The organism is Methanosarcinales archaeon (genome assembly GCA_014859725.1).
Taxonomy (GTDB): Archaea; Halobacteriota; Methanosarcinia; order Methanosarcinales; family Methanocomedenaceae; genus Kmv04.
Window position 1 is genome coordinate 1 of sequence record JACUTQ010000153.1, and the last position, 5,300, is coordinate 5,300.

General features: G+C 41.3%; 6 protein-coding genes. 1 reads left to right on the top strand and 5 read right to left on the bottom strand.

Annotated elements, in window-relative coordinates; all coding sequences use genetic code 11:
* Window positions 1–544: 544 nt before the first annotated feature.
* Genes IBX40_10760 through IBX40_10770 form a run of 3 tightly spaced genes read right to left on the bottom strand, consistent with a single transcriptional unit; the run spans window position 545 to window position 2,334 of the window.
* On the bottom strand, window positions 545–700 hold the full coding sequence (locus IBX40_10760; protein ID MBE0524798.1) for a hypothetical protein: 156 nt from the start codon (window positions 698–700) through the stop codon (window positions 545–547).
* Between the two features lie 12 nt (window positions 701–712).
* Window positions 713–1,495: an ABC transporter permease gene (locus IBX40_10765; GenBank protein MBE0524799.1), complete on the bottom strand. Its 783-nt coding sequence runs from the start codon at window positions 1,493–1,495 to the stop codon at window positions 713–715.
* Between the two features lie 5 nt (window positions 1,496–1,500).
* Complete coding sequence (locus IBX40_10770; protein ID MBE0524800.1) at window positions 1,501–2,334, bottom strand: ATP-binding cassette domain-containing protein; 834 nt, start codon at window positions 2,332–2,334, stop codon at window positions 1,501–1,503.
* A 196-nt stretch (window positions 2,335–2,530) separates the two neighbouring features.
* Here IBX40_10770 and IBX40_10775 point away from each other — a divergent pair, with 196 nt between their 5' ends.
* On the top strand, window positions 2,531–3,274 hold the full coding sequence (locus IBX40_10775; protein MBE0524801.1) for a hypothetical protein: 744 nt from the start codon (window positions 2,531–2,533) through the stop codon (window positions 3,272–3,274).
* A gap of 75 nt (window positions 3,275–3,349) precedes the next feature.
* On the opposite strand, the gene IBX40_10780 is transcribed toward IBX40_10775, so the two are convergent.
* Both IBX40_10780 and IBX40_10785 read right to left on the bottom strand, forming a co-directional pair.
* A complete protein-coding gene (locus tag IBX40_10780; GenBank protein MBE0524802.1) occupies window positions 3,350–4,084 on the bottom strand; it encodes a mechanosensitive ion channel family protein in 735 nt (244 codons plus the stop codon).
* Between the two features lie 311 nt (window positions 4,085–4,395).
* Window positions 4,396–5,300 (bottom strand): mechanosensitive ion channel (locus IBX40_10785; GenBank protein MBE0524803.1); only part of this gene is annotated, 905 nt, incomplete at its 5' end.

A 5,300-nucleotide genomic window follows, 5' to 3' on the forward strand; every position in this document is an offset into this window, starting at 1 on the left:
GGATGATTCAAAACCGGCGAGGTCAAGGCCGGCGGCTAGAGGGGATGGATTGTTCATGTCTACGCTCGTGTTGAGTATATGTAGCGTTGGGTACATTCCTGTAATAAGCCGAGCATAGAGCGGGTTGAAAGTAATCAGGATATAATTTCTAATAATACTTTCACAGAGCTTTTGCCAATTGTTTAATATGGCGTTTTTCAAAGGATTCCACTATGAAAAAAGAATTGAGGCGTGATAGACATACGGTGTCATTGCTTACCGACCACATGGTTTTCAGTCCCAAGACAGAGCGTAGCGATGTCCGGGGTCGGTGACTATTGGAAACACCTAATCCGGCGGACATTAAGGATAAACATTCAAGATCTCATTTATCGCAATCTATAAATATTTTAGCAGAGTTTCTTCTCCCCCACCCGCTCCATACAGTACAACATTTACAGAAATACTTTGTCGTGATGTTCAATATCCGGAAAGAGTAGAAGTTTTTTGAACTTTCGAATAAGAGTTTCAGTAATTTCAAACTCATAAGACATGAAAAAATCGCCTATAATCCAAACTGCCTGTCGAATTCGTCTATATTTTTAAAATGAACTTTATTGTCTTCTTTTTCTATTTGATCGAGTTTCTTTACATACTCAGGATTGGGATTGCTGTGAAGGTCTTTGTCAATTTCGTTAACAGTAACCTCTATCCTGGCCATTTTTTCTTATGATTAAGTGATCAATCTTCTTTTCATCAGGTTCACTGAAAGTAGAAATAAAATCGCAGTTGTGACAATGATCCAGATGAGATTTAAGAGTAAAATCCCATTGACGGCTCCAAGCGTCAGTGAGCGGACAATAATTACTACATGGGTCAGGGGCAGTACAGCCAGGGCAAAATACTGGACTGGCACGGGCAGAAGCGAAAGTGGAAAGAAGGTGCCTGTGAACAGGAACATAGGGGTTATAAACAGGAATGCAGGATAGTTCAGGGCCATTATGTTGGGTGAGACGGCAGTAAAGCACATGGCAATAGTGGCGAACAAAAAACCTGCCAAAAAGGCGAACGGGATAATAAGTAAGGATTCTGGCAGTTCGATAAGTCCGAAAGCCCACAACACTGGCAGCATTATGGTTGCATTGATCAGACTCCTGGAAGCACCCCACAATAACTCCCCGGTTATCACTTCCTCTATGCTCAAAGGTGTTGCAATAATGGCATCAAAGGTCTTCTGGTAGTACATCCGGACATAGGAAGAGAAGGTGCATTCGAAAAAGGAGGAGTACATGATAGAAATTGCAATAAGGGCAGGAGCGATGAAACGGGCATAGGACATACCTTCGATCTCATCTATAAAAGTACCCAGCCCGAACCCGAGGGCAAACAGATACAGCAGCGGTTCAATAAAAGGCGGCAAGAAATTCACTTTGTATGTCTTCATGAACACATCCCAGTTTCGACGCCATACCGTCGTTACCCTGCTGCTAAGTTTGGGTAAACTGAAATAGGACATTTTTTTCACTCCCTGAGTTTTTTTCCTGTGAGTTTCAGGAACACATCTTCAAGTGTAGCAGAACGGGCGGTTATTTTCCCGAGCTGGCATTCTTTGAACAGGTGTGATGTAATTTCTTGAGGTTCGCTGGTATATACCTGTATGATATCCCCCATCACCTCGTATTTAGCGCCTTTTTTATCAAGACACGCACATACGTTCGGATTATTCTCTGTTTCCACAATGTCAGTTCCGATTTGTTCCATCACTATCTCATCAGGCGACCCTTCCAGCAGTATCCTGCCGTAATCCATGATCACCAGCCTGTCGCACAGCTGGGCTGCCTCCTCCAGATAATGAGTAGTAAGTACAATGGTAACCTTTTTCGACTGCATACTCCGCAGTTTATCCCAGATGAGGTGTCTTGCCTGCGGGTCAAGACCGACCGTGGGTTCATCCAGTATTATTATACGGGGACTGTTGATGAGTGCCCTGGCAAGGATCAACCGGCGCTTCATGCCTCCCGACAGTTCCTCGATCATTATATCCCTTTTTTCTTGCAGTTGCATAAAATCAAGCAGATTATCTGTCATCTGCCGGGCTTGAGGGCGGGGGATGTCAAAATAGCGCGAATACACCAGCATGTTCTCATAAACATTAAAATCCGGGTCCAGATTGTTTTCCTGCGGCACCACTCCCAGCACCTGTTTAATCTCCCTCTGGTGGGTGTTCACATCCATACCCAGCACTTCCAGTTTTCCACCAGTCTTGGGCGAGACGCACTGTATCATCCTCATGGCAGTGGTCTTGCCTGCACCATTGGGTCCCAGGAACCCGAACATTTCCCCCTCCTCTATCATAAAAGTCACACCGTCTACGGCAGTGAATCCGTCAAATTTCTTCACCAGATTCTCAGCCACGATCACAGGAGCAATAAATTACCACCATTCCAGTATTTCGATGATTGTCATATCTGTCTTTACCATCTTAACAAGTTTTTTATATGTTACTACATGAATAAATCCACATATGTTCAGCATCAGGTACTTATTATCCTTGTTCATTCTAATTCTGATCCTTCCTGCAGCCTGTGCCTTTACAATTCACGGTACCATCTATGAGTGGTCCACTTTCGAACCTCTGGACAATGCTCTTATAGAATTGAACTCCACACCCGTCCAGTTCAGGGTTGCCACGTCAGGTGTATACTCCTTCAACCTTCCACCCGGCAATTATCTTATCAAGACAAGTTATTATGACAATGATACGCTGGAATATTATTCTGAGGACATTATTTCAGTGACGGATAAGGAAGGCGATTTTGTTTTAGATATCCTGCTGTTTCCCCTGGAGGAAGAAGAAGAGGAATTTCCTGGTGAGGATATCGTCAATGTTACGTTTGATATTGGGGAAGATCAAGGTTTTGATTGGAATTATATTTTTATAATTATTTTATTATTGATAATTTTAGCAGCCGCTGGGTATTATTATTACCGCCAAAAACAACATGATGAAAAAGAGATTGAGGCTGCATCTGACATGTATCAGGAAGAACCTCAGGAAATGCCTCAGCTATCACCACCAGATATTTCTGCCCCTCTCCCTGAGGATCTGAAGGAGATAATTACGATTATTGAAAGAGCAGGTGGTAGGGTCACACAGAAGGATCTGAGGAAGGAACTAAATTGTTCTGAGGCAAAGGTGAGCCTGATGACAACTGATCTGGAAGCCAGGGGTTTTGTCCAGAAAATTAAGAAGGGACGAGGAAATATTATTTTGTTAAATCAAGAGACAAAATAATTGAATTACTTCAGATTGATAAGTAATTTACCAGACTGGCTTTTAATAACATGCCAGCAGAATCCAGCCAATGAATCAATTTTCATCCAGATACCTTTTCACATTTTCACTCATAACCTCATCGTGAAGCACGAGTTCCATGTGGGGATAGGCTATCTCTACTTTATCTTTGTATTCAGGCTTGTTGAATTCTTCCAGCACCCTCTTATATATCTCACTTCTGATGGCTGGGATACGTTTAGGAAGGCACATGACCCTTGCTTTTATGATGGTACTTGAATCTGCAAATTCCACCTGAACACTTTCAGGGGTTTTATTTCTCATTAATCTCGCTGCATGTTTCATCTCCTCGCCAGCCACCTCTTTGGCAACATTGAAGATGATCTTTTCAGCCAGGCCCAGATCACTTTCATAGGTCAGACTTACCGGAACAGAAAGCCAGACCTGGGGGATATCATAGGAATAATTGATTATGGGTTCCAGGAATACGGTACTGTTGGGAATTATTACGTTCTTCCCGGTAATTGTCTCCTCGCCGGTAACATCTTTTAAAACAGTGAAAAGCATGGTGATTTCCTCTACATCACCCAAAATATCATTGCTTTTGATATATATTCGATCTCCGATCTTATATGGGTGTTTGATCAAAATCAGGAACCATGCTGCAAAGCTCAATATTACCTGTTGGAGTGCAAAGGCCAGGCCGGCCCCGATCAATGTCAGAGAAATTCCCAGGGATGACAAACTCCCGAACAACCCGGATATAATAATGATCAGTGCAATGAACCACACAAAATAAATGTACAGCATCTTGATAACTTTTCATTCACTTCCTTTGAAATGATGCTGAATTCCACTTTTTATGATAGGGAGGGATATTCTCAGAAATATTTTGACAATAAAAAAAGTGATAATAGTAAAAACAATTTTTGGTAAAATTGGTTCAATTATGTTCCTAAAAGTTGAGATATCAATGTACATCCTCCAGTATAAAATCAGAATCACCATTGTTAGAATGAGGCTCAAATACCACAAAATCTCAGTAATTCTTTTTTTATCTTGATTTTCCGCTATTTTTTCACCCTCTTTTTCTTTTGGTACCTATGTTATACGACAATATTTTATTTGTCTATTTTCAGATTGGGAAAGCCTACGATATCAAAACTCGCAGAAGCTATTTCAATGTCTTTTTCCAGAGCAAATGCTTCAAGAAGTTTTTCATTTATTGAATGCTTGATATTTCTTCTCTTTCGCGGGTCAACCACATATCGCAGGCGCATATCTATCCAGTTATCGGTTATCTGGGTGTATATCGTATCTTCCACATCGGCCGATGTTATAAGATATTTATCTTCCAGACCAATAAGTTCATTCTTAGCTGATGTCTTAAATTGATCAGTAATCTCGCGGGTTATTTTCAGGGTGATATCCTGGGCTTTTTTCCAGTTACTATCAAAGGTGAACATAAGATGGATCTCGTCCCAGATGAAGGAAAAATCTCTTGTATAATTTTTCACTGTTGAATTTAATACAAAACTGTTGGGTAATTGGATTATTCGTCCCGAATACTGGTCGCCATCTATCCATTCCCTGATTTCCATCAGCGAGGTATAAAAGATCTTAATATCCAGGACGTCTCCGATTTCGTTACCCACCTGTATCCGGTCCCCTGCCTTAAAAGAACCTGAAATAAATATAATAACCCCCCCGGCTACGCTTTTCAATAAATCCTGTAGAGCAATGGCGATGCCTGCACTGATAATCCCGTAAGCAACGATCAAAGAGGTCGTTTCACGAAACCAAACCGTAATCAATATGCCCGCAGTTGCAATGGAGATCAGGGTCGAGATCGTCTTCCTCAGTGAATATCGTTGTTTAACGTCCTGTATCCGTCGTTTGATCAAAGTAGCAATTATGATATTTAACAGGTACGCTGTGAGAATTATTAGAAAAGATTGCAATAATTTGGATAATTCGGTTCCGAAATTGACAAAATAATCGGTAAAATAGTTCATGTATACTAATA

Excerpts from the sequence above, each read along its gene's own strand:
- IBX40_10780 (MBE0524802.1), bottom strand. The coding sequence starts at position 4,084 with ATGCTGTACATTTATTTTGTGTGGTTCATTGCACTGATCATTATTATA.
- IBX40_10770 (MBE0524800.1), bottom strand. The coding sequence starts at position 2,334 with ATGATAGAGGAGGGGGAAATGTTCGGGTTCCTGGGACCCAATGGTGCA.
- IBX40_10765 (MBE0524799.1), bottom strand. The coding sequence starts at position 1,495 with ATGTCCTATTTCAGTTTACCCAAACTTAGCAGCAGGGTAACGACGGTA.
- IBX40_10760 (MBE0524798.1), bottom strand. The coding sequence starts at position 700 with ATGGCCAGGATAGAGGTTACTGTTAACGAAATTGACAAAGACCTTCAC.